We start from the raw sequence: 14,803 nt of genomic DNA on the forward strand, positions 1-14,803 counted from the left end.
AAGTGGGTCGGTTTTCTGAATCAGCAGCAGGCAGAAACCTGCATGTTAACGGTGTTTGCGGGAACCAATCCGGGCATGCCGTAAGTTGCGCAAAAGCTGCTAAAGCCCGCAGCAATGTGTGCCAAACTAAGCTGCTAAAGCCCGCAGCAATGTGTGCCAAACTAAGCTGCTAAAGCCTTAGGCCAGATTCGGCAGGCGGAGCAATGCCGTGCAGCAGGCAGATGTCACTCTGCAAACGGGAACCAGCCCGGAATTGAGATGATCATCTTCCACAGCGGTTCCGGAATAACGAGCCGTTCGCGGTCGTCTTTTTGTAACGCGGTTTGAATCGCATCCTTTTGTCCGGCTTTGATTTTTTCCACCCAATGCGGTTCCATGACAAGCTCACGGCCGAGGGCAATAAGTGGCACGCCGGTTTCCATTGCTTTCAAAACCTCGTCTCCTGTGTGCAGGGAACCGACGCCGATCAAAGGCACGCGGCCTGCAGTATGTTCCACGATCTGTTCCATGCGCGGACGGCCGGGTTCACCGCCGCGGCGGGCTTTAGACCAGAAATGCTGCAGGGAAATATGCACGTAGTCGAGCTCTTTTTCCATCAGCGCATCCAACAGCGCGAACGTGTCATCCATCGTAATTCCCGGTTCGTACGGTTCTTCCGGGGACAAGCGGTATCCGACTAAAAACGGCCGGTCTGCATATTCCGCCACCGCTTTTTTCACAGCATCAACGACAGCAAGTGGGAATGCAAGCCGTTTTTCCAGGCTGCCGCCCCACTCGTCTTCACGCCGGTTCGTATACGGGGAGAAAAATTGCTGAATCAGATAACCGTTTGCACCGTGAATTTCAACGCCGTCAAAACCGGCTTCGATCACGCGGCGTGTTGCTTCGCCGAATGCTTTCACAATTTCAGCGGTTTCTTCTCCTGTCAACGCGCGCGCATGGACGCTGCCGTCTGACGAATCTGTTTCACTCGCGCTCACAACATCCCCGCCGGGCACGAGTTCAGCCGGGCATTCGCGGCCGCCATGGTGGATTTGCACAACCGCTTTTGCGCCGTTTTGCTGAATCGTTTGTGCCAGTTTTTTCATGCTCTCAACCATTTCATCTGTATGCACGCCGGGTTGCCCGGTAAACGCTTTTCCGTTTTCCGTAACATTGGCACATGCCGTCACGACCATCCCCGGCCCTTTGGCACGTTCCGCGTAATAACGCAGCTCAGCATCGGAAATCGTGCCGTCATCATTCGAGGAATAATGGGTCATCGGCGCCATCACGATGCGGTTTTCCGCCCTGACGCCGCTTTTAAACGTAATGGGTTCAAACAGTTTATCGTATTTGCTCATGGTAGTGCTCCTTTCCTGTTTGCTTTCGCTTTTTTATTATGTTCCAATTTGCAAAAAAACGAAAACGAAAAGCACCGATTCAACCATGCAGGCATATCATATAGGAAAGTATTTTTTACATCATGAATTGGGAGACGTGAATGATGAGTGATGTCCTTTTACTGCTTCAAATGGTGGCAAAAAGGTTGAGTGTCCTTTCGTTGATTACAGCGGTATTGCTGTTGTTGTCCCATTTATGGCTGTACGCTGTATTTGCGTTCATCATAATGGGCGGCCTGATTTGCGTTGACCGGATCATCAGTGAAAAAGGCCATTCACGGGCAGCGGAAAACCAGCGCTATTATACTTTGATCGTTGTGACAGATGAAGAGTGGTATGAAGAAGAGCATGTGCCGTTTCTTGAAATGGATCATGTCTCCTTGGAGCTACATTATCAATATGAAGATATCCGCCGCATCAATCCGTTGATCCAGCTGCAGGCGTTTCCCGGATTTGTTCTCGTCGAAACGGATGATACAAAAAGAATAGAGGAATCGTTGCAAAACCCGGCGCTCGTTACGGGAAACTATGCGGAAGTTATCCGTTTTCTGAAACAGGAAACCACGGCGGAAAACTGATGGCTTGCAATGGGATACGGCAGGCAGCGGAACATAAATGAACTTTTTAAGAAAAATCGGAAAGGCTTCCTCTCACGAACATTTCCTGTGTTAAAATGTAAAAAAAGTACGTTCAAGGGGAGCATTTTCAATGGTGTTTCGAAAAAGGGAAAAGTTAGCAGAAGATTTGTATTCCAATAGCGGCGTCCTGTTGCTGCGAAAAGGGACGTTTCTTACAGAAAGGCTTGCTGCCATTTTAAATAAATATGAAGTCATCCGCGATCCGGAACTGGACGGCAGGCGTATTGCCACCGAAGTTCCCGGGATCTTCCATGACTTATTATATGAGAATATTTACCATGAAATGGAAGAGCTCCAGCGCGTCATTCAAATGAAAACAACCCTTTATGATGCAGAAGTGGAGAGTATGGAAAGAAATTTTCGCAAGCTTTACAAAGAAGTGTTTGCCACCCGGACGTCTATTTTGGAACTAATGGAGCATTTCTCCGCTGACGAATATTTGTTCAAACACTGTATCCATGTCGGGCTGATCGCTGCCAATATCGGGAAAATTTTGAAGCTGCATCCTGAAAAGCAAAGCCTGCTGGCGCAAATGGGGCTTTTCCACGATATTGGCAAGTTCACCATTGACCCGCAAATTCTCAATAAACCGGGAAGGCTAACAGACGAAGAGTTTGCCTTGATCAAGAAGCATCCGGAAGCGGGTTACCGGCTGCTTGAGAAAACATCGCTTGACCCGATGATTTTAAAAGGGGTCCTGATGCACCATGAACGGCTGGACGGCTCAGGCTACCCGGATGGCAGGAAAACCATTCCTTTTCTTGTCGGAATTTTATCGGTGGCAGATACGTTTGACGCCATTTGCTCCAACCGCGCATACCGCAGGAGGCAGCCGGTGTTTTTTGCGATTGACGAATTAATGGCAGATGCTGATGCCGGCCGGCTCGATCGGGAAATTGTCCTCCCGTTTGCCAACTTCCTGATGGAAAATTACCGGAAACAACCGATTACACTCCGTAACGGGATAAAAGGGAGCATTATCCGGATCCATCCGCTTCATCCAAATCAGCCTGTCCTTAAAGTTGAAGGTTACCCGGTTTTAAACCTGATGGAACAAAAGCTGACCTTGTTTCAAATTGCTAATCCCTATTAACCGGGGATCTTTTGTATGAAATGTAAAAAAAAACGACTTGAAAGACAAAGCGTGCCTTTTTGGGGCCGGAAAGGCGGACAGGAGCAGTACGGCCGCCCGGATATTTCAACAAAAATAGAAGGTTTGCAAAGTATGGCAGATATTCATTCCAAAGCAAGCCGGGCATTGACTTGTCCTGCCCGGTTTTGGTATAGTATTTCTATTCAAATAGCGACGATGAAGGATCAATAGTAGCCGGAACTTTTCCTTTTCAAGCGAGCCGGGGGCGGTGGAAGCCCGGCAAGGAACCCGGTGAAACGGCAGTCCGGAGTTTTTTCATGGAAAGTGGGTGCGGAAATTCTGCATCAACTGGGGTGGAACCGCGGGAATTCAAGCTCTCGTCCCCAGGCTGTTGCCTGGAGCCGGGAGCTTTTTATATGGAAAACATTCCCGTCCCCAGGGGAAACCATTTCAATGAAAAAAGGAGAGATGACAATGAGCGTCACGATGGATCAAATCGTCTCGCACGCGAAACACCGCGGGTTTATTTTCCCGGGTTCGGAAATTTACGGAGGACTTGCCAACACTTGGGATTACGGCCCGCTCGGCGTCGAATTCAAAAACAACGTCAAAAAAGCCTGGTGGAAAAAATTCATCCAGGAGTCGCCGTACAATGTCGGCCTCGATGCTGCGATCCTGATGAACCCGCGCACATGGGAAGCAAGCGGCCACCTCGGCAATTTTAATGACCCGATGATCGACTGCAAACATTGTAAAGCCCGGCACCGTGCCGACAAGCTGATCGAAAATGCCCTGCATGAAAAAGGGATCGACATGATTGTCGACGGCCTGCCGTTTGAAAAAATGGAAGAGCTGATCAAAACGCATGACATCGCCTGCCCGGATTGCGGCAGCAAAGACTGGACCGGCATCCGCCAGTTTAATCTGATGTTCAAAACATACCAGGGCGTAACCGAAGACAGCACGAATGAACTGTATTTGCGCCCGGAAACCGCACAAGGCATTTTTGTCAATTTTAAAAATGTACAACGGACAATGCGTAAAAAATTGCCGTTCGGGATTGCCCAAATCGGAAAAAGTTTCCGGAACGAAATCACCCCGGGGAACTTCATTTTCCGTACGCGCGAATTCGAGCAGATGGAACTTGAATTTTTCTGCAGGCCGGGCGAAGAGCTCAAATGGTTTGACTACTGGAAACAGTATGCGCGCGAATTTTTGCTGAATCTCGGCATGAGGGAAGAAAACTTGCGGCTGCGCGACCATGAAAAAGAAGAACTATCCCACTACTCGAACGCGACCACCGACTTTGAATACAACTTCCCGTTCGGCTGGGGCGAACTGTGGGGCATAGCCTCCCGTACTGATTACGACCTGAAACGCCATATGGAATATTCCGGCGAGGATTTCACTTATCTTGACCAGGAAACGAATGAACGCTTTGTTCCGTACTGCATTGAGCCGTCGCTCGGGGCGGACCGTGTAGCGCTGGCATTTCTGATTGACTCTTATGCAGAAGAGACACTTGAAGACGGCACAAGCCGCACGGTCATGCACCTGCACCCTGCCCTTGCGCCATACAAAGCCGCGGTTTTGCCGCTGTCGAAAAAATTATCGGATGAAGCACGCGACATTTTTGCGGATTTGTCGAAAACGTTTATGGTTGACTTTGACGAAACCGGGTCGATCGGCAAGCGATACCGCCGCCAGGACGAAATCGGCACGCCGTTTTGCATCACATACGACTTCGATTCGCGCGACGACCATATGGTGACCGTCCGCGACCGTGACACAATGGAGCAAACCCGTGTGCCAATCACGGAACTTAAAGCCTTTTTGGAAGAAAAAATTAAGTTTTAAAAAAAAGCCCGCAGCTTGCGGGTTTTTTTCTTTGGTGGTGCGCCAGGTCAGCCATAAGCAAATCTATCCTGATCGTAATGGATTTTGGCGTTTGGAACGCCTAATTAGACCATAATTAGACATTTTTAACGGGTTTTACGCTTGGATTTGTCCAATTAGAACGCCTAACTAGACATTTTCAACGGGTTTTCGCCTAATTTGTCTAATTGGATGCGGCGTGTTTTGTCCTTTTGACAGGTTCAAAGGGACATTTCATTCCCGGATGCGGCATGTTTTGTCCTTTTGACAGGTTCAAAAGGACATTTCGGGCCCGGATGCAGCTCGTTTTGTCTTTTTGACGGCTTCAAAAGGACATTTCGGGCCCGAATGCAACTCCTTTTGTCCTTTTGACAGGTTCAAAGGGACATTTCATTCCCGGATGCGGCATGTTTTGTCCTTTTGACAGGATCAAAAGGACATTTCGTTACCTGATGCCGCTCGTTTTGTCTTTTTGACGGCTTCAAAAGGACATTTCGGGCCCGAATGGAGCTCCTTTTGTCCTTTTGACAGGTTCAAAGGGACATTTCATTCCCGGATGCGGCGTGTTTTGTCCTTTTGACAGGTTCAAAGGGACATTTCATTCCCGGATGCGGCATGTTTTGTCCTTTTGACAGGTTCAAAAGGACATTTCGGGCCCGGATGCAGCTCGTTTTGTCTTTTTGACGGCTTCAAAAGGACATTTCGGGCCCGGATGCAACTCCTTTTGTCCTTTTGACAGGTTCAAAAGGACATTTCGTTACCTGATGCAGCTCGTTTTGTCTTTTTGACGGCTTCAAAAGGACATTTTGGGCCCGGATGCAATTCCTTTTGTCCTTTTGACAGGTTCAAAAGGACATTTCATTCCCGGATGCGGCACGTTTTGTCCTTTTGACAGGTTCAAAAGGACATTTCGGGCCCGAATGGAGCTCCTAATTAGACAATTCCACCGGGTTCGCGCCTCTTTTGGTCTTATGTTTCCAATTGATCCGCCTGCCCCAAGAGGTCATCTTTTCATCCTCAGGTTTTACCTTCCTAACTCTGTTTATCTCTTTACTCCGGATTTGCCGAAAAACCTTGCTTTTTGCGTGCTTTAGGCACATTCGGATATTCTACAAAAGAAGCATGATCGAAAATTAGGTACTGTGAATAAAGACAGTTTGCCCGGGGATATGGCGGGTAAAGATGGACATACCGAAACGCAATTGCGAAATAGTCTTTACAAACAATGGCAACGGGAGTAAGATAGGATGTCGTATGTAAAATTTGCGTTTCATAACTGAACCGCTTAATCCGGAAACGGAACGGGGGAACCAGGTTGGCGGCCGCGCGCCGCTCTGGGGTGAAGCCTTTTTTTAAAAGGCAGGGCCACTCTTATGCCCGAACCCGACAGCTAACCCCGTCAGCGTTATAATAGAGGATGTGAAACTGTGATCGGGCAATAGACCACAGGGAAGATGAATTCTCTTTGTGGTTTTTCTTATTTTAGGGGAAGCATTTTTGAAACACTGCAGATAAAAGGAGACCATTCAAATGTTCACCACGATAAAACGATTGTTAATTGGGAGACCGCTTCGTTCAAATGAAATTGAAGGGCAGAAGCTGACCAAGTTAAAAGCATTGGCCATTCTTTCATCCGACGCGCTTTCATCTGTTGCGTACGGGCCTGAACAGGTGCTGATTGTACTTGCCACAGTGGGGGCGCTGGCATTTTGGTATTCTATTCCAATTACAGTCGGCATTTTAATTTTATTGGCTGCACTTATTTTATCTTATCGCCAGGTCATTTACTCTTATCCGCAAGGCGGCGGGGCATACCGTGTCTCGAAAGAAAATCTCGGCGTCACCCCTGGCCTTCTTGCGGGCGGATCTTTGCTGGTGGACTACATTTTAACGGTGGCCGTTTCCGTCTCAGCCGGAACAGATGCCATTACTTCCGCGTTTCAGAGCTTGCATCCGTACAGTGTGCAGATTGCGGTTTTTCTCGTTCTGATCATTACGATTCTGAATTTGCGCGGGCTGACGGAATCGGCCAATGTGCTCGCTTACCCGGTTTATCTGTTCGTATTTTCATTGTTTGTCATCATTGTTGTCGGTTTATTCAAAACAGTAACGGGGCAAATCCCGCAAAACCTGCATCCGCATATCGGTACGCCGGTCGCCGGCATTTCACTGTTTCTTTTGTTAAAAGCTTTCTCATCCGGCTGTTCGGCATTGACAGGGGTCGAAGCCATTTCCAACGCGATCCCGAACTTCCGCGACCCGGCACCGAGAAACGCAGCCCGCACGCTTGCCATGATGGGTATCATTCTGGCATCGCTTTTAGCGGGCATCAGTTTTCTCGCATACTGGCTCGGCATTGCGCCGAAAGAAACAGAAACCGTTGTATCGCAAATGGCCCACCGGACACTTGGCAACGGTGTTTTGTACTATTTCGTCCAGGCAACTACGACTTTAATTCTCGTGCTTGCTGCGAACACCGGGTTCTCAGCGTTCCCGCAGCTCGCTTTTAACCTGGCAAGGGACAAATTTATGCCGCGCATGTTCACGATCCGCGGTGACCGGCTTGGTTACTCAAACGGCATTATTTTTCTCGGCGTTGCTTCCATAATTTTAATTGTGGCATTCCAGGGCAATACCGAGCGCCTCATTCCATTGTATGCAGTCGGCGTGTTTATTCCGTTTACGCTTGCGCAATGCGGCATGATTGTGAAATGGGTTACTCAAAGGCCGAGGGGCTGGGCCGGCAAAATGTCAGTCAACTTTGTCGGTGCCATTATTACATTTAGTGTCCTTGCGATTTTATTCATTACGAAATTTACGCAAGTATGGCCGGTTTTGATCTTCCTGCCGATTGTCATGTATATTTTCCGGAAAGTGAACCGGCATTACGAGGCGGTCGGCGAGCAGCTGCGGATTAAAGGCATGTTTCAGGAAGAAATCCACTCCAATGTGATCATTGTCCCGGTGGCCGGCATTACAACGGTCGTGGAGCGGACGATTAATTATGCAAAATCGCTCTCGGATCAGGTCATTGCCGTTTATGTCGCTTTTGATCATGAAGACGAGAAGAAAATGGAAGAAAAGTGGAAAGAGTGGGGTTGTGGTGTCCGCCTTGTCACCCTGCACTCGTCTTACCGGAGCATTGTCCAGCCACTTGCAAAATTTTTGGAAATTATCCAGCGGAAAGCAAAAGAAAACGAGTACCAGGTCATGGTGCTCATTCCGCAATTCATCCCGAAAAAACGCTGGCAAAACATTTTGCACAACCAGTCTGCACTCCTCATCCGGATGCGCCTTCTATGGGAAAAAGACGTTGTCGTTGCAACAATGCCCTACCATTTTAAAAAGTAAAAAAGCTGCCGGATCTGGCAGCTTTTTTCGTACAGCATCGAAAATATTTAGGGCAAGGGCGTGCCAGGAATGTTTAAATGGGAAGTCTAATACAGACAAAAAGGAAGAGCTGTCCCCTGCGTACTGCTAATTAGAATGCCTAATTAGACAAAACAGAGGCCCCGCCCGCCCATTTTGTCTAATTGGAAAACCCAATTAGACGCCCATGCCGCAATGAACGCGGCACCAGCAGAAGAATGAAAACCAGCCGGCGCATATTTTCAGGATAGACAAAGCAAAGGCCCCGCATTCCTGCTTCGTCCAATTAGACGCCCATGCCGCAATGAACGCGGCACCAGCAGAAGAATGAAAATCAGCGCCGCGCAATTTCCAAGATACACAGCCGGATCATCACACAGTCCCTTTCTGCCAAAGCATGCCCGGCTCCCCGGCCCATCCCCGCAAAAAAAAGCCACGCAACGCTGCGCAGCCAAAATCTTATCGGTTCCAAATCAAAAGAAGCAAAATGATCGCCAAAAGGATGCGGTATACCGCAAACGGGATCAGCTTTACTTTGTTGATCAATGCGAGGAAAAACTTGATCGCGATTAAGGCGAAAATAAACGCGCTGATGAATCCGGTAATAAAAAACGGAATCGTCTCAGGCGTCACGGCGCCCCAGTGCTTTACAAGCGAAAGAAAGCTCGCGCCAAACATGATCGGCACAGCCATAATAAACGTAAAGTCCGCTGCAGCACGGTGGCTCATGCCAAGCAGGACGCCGCCTGAAATCGTAGAACCGGAACGTGAAAAACCCGGCCACAGGGCAAGACATTGAAAAAGCCCAACCACAAACGCCTGTCTATATGTAATTTGGTCGACCGTCTTCGTCTTCGGCCGGCGCGGGCGCGTGAGATCCGCCACAATCATCAAAACGGCCCCGGCCACAAGGGCAACAAGTACCGTATTCACCGAAAACAGATGGGCGTCAATATAATCTTCAAACAAAAAGCCGAGCACAGCCGCCGGAACGAGACCGGTAATCACATGCGTCAATTTCAGCCGTTCACCGTACATCTGCTCTCTCGTAATATTTTTCTTCAGGCCGAGCAAATTTAAAAACCTGTCCCAGAATACGACCACCATCGCCATAATGGACCCAAGCTGGATCACCACTTTAAATACATTTGCCGCTTCAGTGCCATAAAGATGATTCGATTTCAAAATCAAGTCATCCACAATAATCATATGGCCCGTCGAAGAAACCGGGGCAAACTCTGTCAGCCCCTCCACAAGACCGAGAATTGCGGCCACAAACAAATTCCACAAATGCAAAAACGTCACCTCCAGACTACATTATTCTACCATGGACGCCGGCCAAAACGAATAAATTTTTTTACGAACCCCGCCTTGCCTAATCTGAAAATAAACTGTATTCCGGTGATTATAAGTTGAAAATGTTTACAATACACTATAAGATAAAGATAAAGAAGCCCGGGGAGGGGAAAAAATGCCTGGAAATCTCAGCTTTGGCGAAATTCTCATTATCCTTGTTGTTGCACTTTTAATTTTCGGCCCGTCGAAACTCCCGCAGCTTGGAAGGGCAGCCGGCCAAACATTGCGCGAATTCAAAAAAGGCGTGCGCGACGCCATTGATGAAGAAGAAAAGCCACAAGTGAAAAAAAGCAAATCATAACCATAAGCCGCTGTAAAACACAGCGGCCCGTTTTTTGCATTCCCCCCGCCATTTTCCAAACGCTTTTCACGGTAAAACAGCGAAAAACATCCGCCCCTGACACCTTCAACGGGCCACGTGTAAAAATACGGCCAGCATACTATTTTTCATCTCATTGCCAGTGTTGCAAAAGATGCCTGATCCCTGCGAAAAATGCAGCGGCCCGTTTTTCATCCGTGCTGCCATCATCAAATGCTTTTCACAGTAAAACAGTGAAAAACGTCCGCCCTGACACCTTCAATGGGCCGTCGCGTAAAAATCCGCTGCCCTCCCCCTGCCCCTGGGGACGGATCGTGCTGGAAGCGGGGGCTCCCCGGGGCCGCATTCATCTGTAAGATGGATTCCTTTTATGGCAGGAAAAAATTTCACAAATTCCCCGCCAGCTAAATTACTTAAACCGGCTATAAATGTGTTAAGATAAGGGTAAACAGAAAAATGGTTCCTTTGAATCCGGAGGGGGCAATAACAATACGATGGAAGACCGGCTGTTTTCGTTATTTCAAAAACGGGGGGTAAGAAGGGTCCTTATTTTTGTGCTGATCACACTTATCCTGTATTTTCTGCGTAGCATGATGGACCTGATGCTGCTCACCTTTATTTTTTCCTATCTTGTCAACAGACTGCAAAAAATTGTGACAAGATGGTTTCCGATCAAACGCAGACTGGCTGTTTTAATCGTGTATATTTTGATTCTCGGCGGCCTCACACTCGGCGTGATCAAATATTTTCCGATCCTGGTCAATGAAATTACCCAGCTTGTTATGCAGATTTCCGATTTTTACACGAAACCTCAGCACAATGAAGTACTGAATTATATTGTGAAAAACATCCAGGAAAAGAAAATTGTCGACTACGCACAAAAAGGCGTTTCTATCCTGTTCGATTATTTTACAAGCATCAGCAAAGTCAGCATCCAGGTCTTCATGGCCATTATCCTGAGTTTGTTTTTCCTGCTTGAAAAAGAGCGGATCATCCGTTTTACAAAACAGTTTAAAACAAGCAAACTTGCAGCGTTTTACGATGAAATCGAATATTTCGGTGTCAAATTTGTAGGGACATTCGGGAAAGTGATCGAGGCCCAGTTCATCATCGCCTTTGTTAATTCTGTGCTTACCACGATCGGCCTCTGGATTCTCGGCTTCCCGCAGTTATTCGGGCTTGCCATTCTCATTTTTGCGCTCGGCCTTATCCCGGTTGCCGGCGTTTTCATCTCGCTCATTCCGCTATGTATCATCGCTTACAGCATCGGCGGCGGAATGAAAGTGCTGTATGTCCTCATTTTGATTGTCATCGTGCATGCAGTGGAAGCCTATGTGCTGAATCCGCAGCTGATGTCCTCAAAAACGAATATGCCTGTTTTTTACACTTTTCTCATTTTAATTTTTTGTGAGCATTTTTTCGGCGTGTGGGGGCTCATTCTTGGTATTCCAATTGTAATGTTCTTCCTTGATGTCCTTGAAGTTACCGGGCAAAGCGCGGAGCCAAAGAAAAAAACATAATGTGTACAAATGTGCGCCAGCCGTTCCAAAATGGGTAAGCATTTTGGAACGGCTTTTTTAGTGAAAAAATGAAACAGGCTGCTTTCTTCACGGGAAATTTTATAGGCTTCTTCTAAAGGGATTTCTGAGATTTTTAATATTTTTAAAAAATACCTCACCCAAAAATCCATTTCAAAAAACAGAAAAATGCCTCCAATAAAAATATTGATGTTATCTGAATAGATTGATATACTCTAAAATAGGGAGTAATGGAAGGTTTCTAAATTCTGGAAGCGCACACCAAAAAGATGAGCAGCCGGGAGGTGAAGATGTGATTTCATTCCGTCATGTCAACAAATACTATGGTGATTTTCACGTTTTAAAAGATATTAACCTTGAAGTAAAAGAAGGGGAAGTCGTCGTTGTGATCGGCCCTTCCGGATCAGGGAAGAGCACAATGCTCCGCTGCATCAACCGCCTGGAAGAAATCACGGACGGCGAACTCTTCGTCCGCAATATGAAAGTCAATGATAAAAAAACCGATATCAACGACCTTCGCAAAAATATCGGCATGGTCTTCCAGCACTTCAATTTGTATCCGCATAAAACCGTTTTGCAAAATATCACGCTGGCGCCGATCAAAGTGCTGGGCCAAAGCAAGGAAGAAGCGGAAAAAAAGGCGATGCACTACCTGGAAAGGGTAGGTATTCCGGATAAAGCAAACGCCTACCCGTCACAGTTGTCAGGCGGCCAGCAGCAACGTGTCGCCATTGCCAGGGGGCTGGCAATGGAGCCGGACATCATGCTGTTTGACGAACCGACCTCCGCCCTGGACCCCGAGATGATCGGAGAAGTGCTCGACGTTATGAAAGCACTCGCAAAAGACGGCATGACCATGGTAGTCGTCACGCACGAAATGGGCTTTGCCCGCGAAGTGGCAGACCGCGTTATTTTTATGGACCAGGGGAGGATCATCGAGGACAATACACCGGAAGCCTTTTTCAAAAACCCGCGTGAAGAACGCGCCCGCACCTTCTTAAACCGTGTACTGAACCATTAATCATGAGGCCACGGGCAAAATATTTGTATCCGCGCAGGATGCTAAAAATCGGGTGCAAACCATGTGCGACAATCGGGTCCATGCATGGCGGCATCAATCGCTGGGATGCCGGTTACGAATGGCAGCCAAACATCCTGCGCCACGCCCGGGCAGGATGCCAAAAATCGGGTGAAAACCATGTGCAGCTATTGGTCCATGCATGGCGGCTGTCAATCGCCGGAAAGCCGGTTTCTCGTGGCGGCCAAACACCCTGCATCACGCCCGGGCAGGATGTCAAAATCGGGTGCAAACCATACGCGGTTATCAGGTCCATACATGGCGGCATCAATCGCCGGAAAGCCGGTTACGAATGGTGGCCAAATAACCTGTACCACGCGGGTCAGGATGCCAAAAATCGAAAGCAAACGATCCGCGGCTATCGGGTACACGTAAGGTGGCCGTCAATCGCCCGGAAAGCCGGTTCCAGTCGCAGTCATAAACCATTTGCATCTGCATATACATTCATATCCGGGGATGGTGCGCAATCATGGCCATAAGCCAAGGAATGGTAGGTGCCGGCCCGCGGGAATACCGTGCTACTCAAAGCAGCACTAGCATAAAACATTTATCATTGGGGACTTCCGCAAAGCGCTTGCTTTCGCGGTGACCATAAATAAAAAAGGGGGATTCAAATGGGAAAGGTCAAAAAATGGTTAGCAGCAGGATTGGTTTTCATTTTGGCAGCAGCACTGGTCGCAGGCTGTGGCAAATCAAAAACGACAGGCGGCTCTGCAAGCGATGATCCGATCAAAAAAATCGAAGACAGAGGGAAATTGGTCGTCGGAGTCAAATATGATACATATCTATTTGGCTACAAAGACCCGAAAACCGGAAAAGTGGAAGGCTTTGATGTAGACATCGCAAAAGCAATTTCCAAGAAAATTTTCGGTGACAAAGTCAAAGTCGAACTGAAAGAAGTTACATCGAAAACCCGGATTCCGATGCTGCAAAACGGCGATGTTGACATGGTTGTCGCGACCATGACGATCACGCCGGACCGGAAAAAAGTGGTGGACTTCTCGGATGTTTACTTTGATGCCGGACAGTCGCTCCTTGTGAAAAAAGGCAGCAAGATTAAAAGCGTCAAAGATTTGACAAAAGGCACAAAAGTATTGACAGTAAAAGGTGCAACTTCCGGGGACAACGTCAAGAAAGCCGCACCGGATACAACTGTGCTCGAGTATGAAAACTATCAGGAGGCGTTCACGGCTTTGAAATCCGGCAAAGGGGATGCGCTGACAACCGACAACTCGATCCTTTACGGCATGGCTGCCCAGGATCCGAACTATCAAGTCGTTGGCGGGACATTCACAAATGAACCGTATGGCATCGCGATGAAAAAAGGCAATACGAAACTCGTAAAAGCCGTCAACAAAGCTTTGAAAGAACTGAAAGACAGCGGGGAATACGACAAAATCAAAAACAAATGGATCAAAGAATAAGGATAAGGGGTGGGCAAAATCGCCCATCCCTTTCTCCTGATTAAACCGCAAAGGAGTGAAACAGCGTGCTCGATTTTTCCATCCTCACCGACAATATCGACTTATACATGAAAGGTTTTGTCAATACGATTAAAATCAGCATCATCGGCCTTGCCGCCAGTTTCATTCTCGGCAACATCATTGCCGTGTTCAGGCTGGCCCCCGTGAAACTGCTGAATTTTATCGGCGCAGTCTACGTCGAAGTCGTCCGCAATATTCCGTTAATCCTGACCGGGTTCTTTTTCTATAACGGGCTCAGCTATTTTCATATTAATTTAAGCGGCTTTATCGCGGGCACCATTGCGCTCTCCATTTACACTGCCGCTTTTATTGCGGAAGCCGTGCGTGCCGGCATTCAATCGGTGGACAAGGGCCAGCTTGAAGCCGCACGGTCAACCGGTTTGACGTATACCCAGGCGATGCGTTACGTCGTCCTCCCGCAGGCAATCAAAATCGTCATTCCGCCGATCGGCAACCAATTCCTGAACCTGGTCAAAAACTCTTCGATCCTCGGCGTTTTTGCGGGACTCGACCTCATGTATTACGCCGATCTCATTCATGAAAAAACATGGGTCACTTTTGATACGTATATTTTCGTCGGCATGTTTTATCTCATTCTGACGATCCCGCTCAGCCTGCTTGTCAACTATCTTGAACGCCGGCTGGCCAGAAGCAGTTGAATCATACTTTAA

At 47.9% G+C, this 14,803-nt stretch carries 12 protein-coding genes and 1 riboswitch; of the genes, 10 read left to right on the forward strand and 2 right to left on the reverse strand.

What is annotated here, in order from left to right; all coding sequences use genetic code 11:
- Nucleotides 1–224 precede the first annotated feature (224 nt).
- A complete protein-coding gene (locus NSU00_RS02075) occupies nucleotides 225–1,343 on the reverse strand; it encodes an NADH-dependent flavin oxidoreductase (RefSeq protein ID WP_061566201.1) in 1,119 nt (372 codons plus the stop codon).
- Nucleotides 1,344–1,483: 140 nt separating this feature from the next.
- On the opposite strand from NSU00_RS02075, the gene NSU00_RS02080 reads away from it, so the two are divergent.
- The 5 genes from NSU00_RS02080 (at nucleotide 1,484) to NSU00_RS02100 (ending at nucleotide 8,339) form a co-directional block, all read left to right on the forward strand.
- Entirely contained in the window at nucleotides 1,484–1,960 is a 477-nt protein-coding gene (locus tag NSU00_RS02080; RefSeq protein WP_340703323.1) for a hypothetical protein, read from the forward strand.
- A 130-nt stretch (nucleotides 1,961–2,090) separates the two neighbouring features.
- Complete coding sequence (locus NSU00_RS02085; RefSeq protein ID WP_340702236.1) at nucleotides 2,091–3,113, forward strand: HD-GYP domain-containing protein; 1,023 nt, start codon at nucleotides 2,091–2,093, stop codon at nucleotides 3,111–3,113.
- A 15-nt stretch (nucleotides 3,114–3,128) separates the two neighbouring features.
- Nucleotides 3,129–3,344, forward strand: a complete 216-nt coding sequence (locus NSU00_RS02090) for a hypothetical protein (protein ID WP_153013178.1) — start codon at nucleotides 3,129–3,131, stop codon at nucleotides 3,342–3,344.
- A 243-nt stretch (nucleotides 3,345–3,587) separates the two neighbouring features.
- Nucleotides 3,588–4,970, forward strand: a complete 1,383-nt coding sequence (locus tag NSU00_RS02095) for a glycine--tRNA ligase (protein ID WP_340703157.1) — start codon at nucleotides 3,588–3,590, stop codon at nucleotides 4,968–4,970.
- A 1,290-nt stretch (nucleotides 4,971–6,260) separates the two neighbouring features.
- Nucleotides 6,261–6,409: riboswitch (cyclic di-AMP (ydaO/yuaA leader) on the forward strand.
- A 109-nt stretch (nucleotides 6,410–6,518) separates the two neighbouring features.
- Nucleotides 6,519–8,339, forward strand: a complete 1,821-nt coding sequence (locus NSU00_RS02100; RefSeq protein WP_340703324.1) for an APC family permease — start codon at nucleotides 6,519–6,521, stop codon at nucleotides 8,337–8,339.
- 477 nt (nucleotides 8,340–8,816) lie between these two features.
- On the opposite strand, the gene NSU00_RS02105 is transcribed toward NSU00_RS02100, so the two are convergent.
- A complete protein-coding gene (locus NSU00_RS02105; RefSeq protein ID WP_340703325.1) occupies nucleotides 8,817–9,653 on the reverse strand; it encodes an undecaprenyl-diphosphate phosphatase in 837 nt (278 codons plus the stop codon).
- A gap of 175 nt (nucleotides 9,654–9,828) precedes the next feature.
- Between NSU00_RS02105 and NSU00_RS02110 the strand changes: the two genes are divergently transcribed.
- From NSU00_RS02110 to NSU00_RS02130, 5 genes are all read left to right on the forward strand, one after another.
- Nucleotides 9,829–10,014 (forward strand): twin-arginine translocase TatA/TatE family subunit, encoded by a 186-nt coding sequence (locus tag NSU00_RS02110; RefSeq protein WP_013858271.1) that lies wholly within the window; start codon nucleotides 9,829–9,831, stop codon nucleotides 10,012–10,014.
- 512 nt (nucleotides 10,015–10,526) lie between these two features.
- Complete coding sequence (locus tag NSU00_RS02115) at nucleotides 10,527–11,552, forward strand: AI-2E family transporter (RefSeq protein WP_340703326.1); 1,026 nt, start codon at nucleotides 10,527–10,529, stop codon at nucleotides 11,550–11,552.
- Between the two features lie 238 nt (nucleotides 11,553–11,790).
- Nucleotides 11,791–12,591, forward strand: coding sequence for an amino acid ABC transporter ATP-binding protein (locus NSU00_RS02120; RefSeq protein ID WP_412101717.1), 801 nt, complete (start codon nucleotides 11,791–11,793; stop codon nucleotides 12,589–12,591).
- A 671-nt stretch (nucleotides 12,592–13,262) separates the two neighbouring features.
- Complete coding sequence (locus NSU00_RS02125; protein ID WP_340702239.1) at nucleotides 13,263–14,072, forward strand: transporter substrate-binding domain-containing protein; 810 nt, start codon at nucleotides 13,263–13,265, stop codon at nucleotides 14,070–14,072.
- 65 nt (nucleotides 14,073–14,137) lie between these two features.
- Nucleotides 14,138–14,791: an amino acid ABC transporter permease gene (locus tag NSU00_RS02130; RefSeq protein ID WP_017554238.1), complete on the forward strand. Its 654-nt coding sequence runs from the start codon at nucleotides 14,138–14,140 to the stop codon at nucleotides 14,789–14,791.
- The last annotated feature ends 12 nt before the right edge of the window (nucleotides 14,792–14,803 follow it).

It is taken from the genome of Weizmannia sp. FSL W8-0401 (assembly GCF_038009125.1).
In the GTDB taxonomy this organism is placed as follows: domain Bacteria; phylum Bacillota; class Bacilli; order Bacillales; family Bacillaceae_C; genus Weizmannia; species Weizmannia coagulans.

Bases quoted from the DNA above. Each gene is read 5' to 3' on its own strand.
- NSU00_RS02080 (WP_340703323.1), top strand. From the start codon at position 1,484: ATGATGAGTGATGTCCTTTTACTGCTTCAAATGGTGGCAAAAAGGTTG.
- NSU00_RS02095 (WP_340703157.1), top strand. From the start codon at position 3,588: ATGAGCGTCACGATGGATCAAATCGTCTCGCACGCGAAACACCGCGGG.
- NSU00_RS02090 (WP_153013178.1), top strand. From the start codon at position 3,129: ATGAAATGTAAAAAAAAACGACTTGAAAGACAAAGCGTGCCTTTTTGG.
- NSU00_RS02100 (WP_340703324.1), top strand. From the start codon at position 6,519: ATGTTCACCACGATAAAACGATTGTTAATTGGGAGACCGCTTCGTTCA.
- NSU00_RS02125 (WP_340702239.1), top strand. From the start codon at position 13,263: ATGGGAAAGGTCAAAAAATGGTTAGCAGCAGGATTGGTTTTCATTTTG.
- NSU00_RS02115 (WP_340703326.1), top strand. From the start codon at position 10,527: ATGGAAGACCGGCTGTTTTCGTTATTTCAAAAACGGGGGGTAAGAAGG.
- NSU00_RS02085 (WP_340702236.1), top strand. From the start codon at position 2,091: ATGGTGTTTCGAAAAAGGGAAAAGTTAGCAGAAGATTTGTATTCCAAT.
- NSU00_RS02075 (WP_061566201.1), bottom strand. From the start codon at position 1,343: ATGAGCAAATACGATAAACTGTTTGAACCCATTACGTTTAAAAGCGGC.
- NSU00_RS02110 (WP_013858271.1), top strand. From the start codon at position 9,829: ATGCCTGGAAATCTCAGCTTTGGCGAAATTCTCATTATCCTTGTTGTT.